This is a genomic window from Acinetobacter sp. YH16031, assembly GCF_013417335.1.
Lineage (GTDB): Bacteria > Pseudomonadota > Gammaproteobacteria > Pseudomonadales > Moraxellaceae > Acinetobacter.
The window spans coordinates 1-1,081 of the sequence record NZ_VPED01000191.1 but is presented as its reverse complement, the minus strand read 5'-3'; the positions used below and the strand labels follow the sequence as shown (position 1 = coordinate 1,081).

Here is a 1,081-nt window from a genome sequence, read left to right as displayed (position 1 = left end):
AAAAAATTCTATCTGAACTTTTAGCTTCTGGCCTTGAAGCAGCAGCTCAAGAAATGAGAAAGGATTAAATAGTAAAGCCCCAAGAATGGCAGTTCTTAGGGCTTTGAATTCGTGTACAACCAAATACAACGAGGTACAACCATTGTACAACCAAAACACTCCAAATCAAAGCGAGCGACAAGCCCACGTCCGACATCCCGACGGCTCGCGCGGGTGCGGCGTGGTGTCGAGCGAAGCGAGTCTTGTTAAATATACGGATAATTCCTCCATCCTTACACAGCAAGGCTTTCAGAGAATCAGAGATCGTTTCAAACTTCTCAATAAAGTTCGAAAAATACTCAAGGGCGAACGTACACAACACTGTTTTTTTAATCGTGTAGACAGAAATGACGGTGTAGGGGTTATGTTTAATAAATCCCGAAATAAAGCCAATTACTCAAATATTATGCGATGTGCTAATGCCTGGGGCTGTCCTGTATGTGCTGCAATTATTTCTGAACATCGTAAAAACGAAGTTAAAGATGCTATGGACTGGTGGCAGGGACAAGGCGGATCTGTATTATTGCTTACATTAACCGTTCCCCATTATTCACATACCGATATTAAACAACTCAAAAAAGACCTTAAAAAAGCATATTCAAAATTCTTCAAGGGTGTTCGTGCATCTCAAAATATGTTCTCAAAATGGATGATTGAGCATTACATTTCATGCTTTGAAATTACGCATGGCGACAACGGTTTTCACCCTCATTATCACGTTTTGTTATTTATCCCTTATTCAATTGGTGTGGGTTCTTTATCCCTTATGCAGGCTGATATGTTTAAGGTTTGGGAACATTGCTGTTTAAAGGCAGGTCTAGGCGCACCAAGTCAAAAACATGGATTACATTTGCAAGCTGGCAATGAAGCAGGTAACTACGTTTCAAAATGGGGCTTAGAACATGAAATGACTAAGGGCCACGTTAAAAAAGGGAAAAAAGACGGTAGAACTCCATTTGATATTTTAAGAAGTTTTGATGAAACAGGTGATGAAAAAGAAGCTAACTTATTCCGCTTGTATTATTTTGCTTTTAAGGGGCAA

Annotated in this window: 1 protein-coding gene; it reads left to right on the top strand. The window is 39.7% G+C overall.

Going from position 1 to position 1,081, the window contains the following annotated elements; all coding sequences use genetic code 11:
• Positions 1–223 precede the first annotated feature (223 nt).
• Positions 224–1,081 (top strand): protein rep (locus FTV31_RS17540; RefSeq protein ID WP_373687000.1); only part of this gene is annotated, 858 nt, incomplete at its 3' end.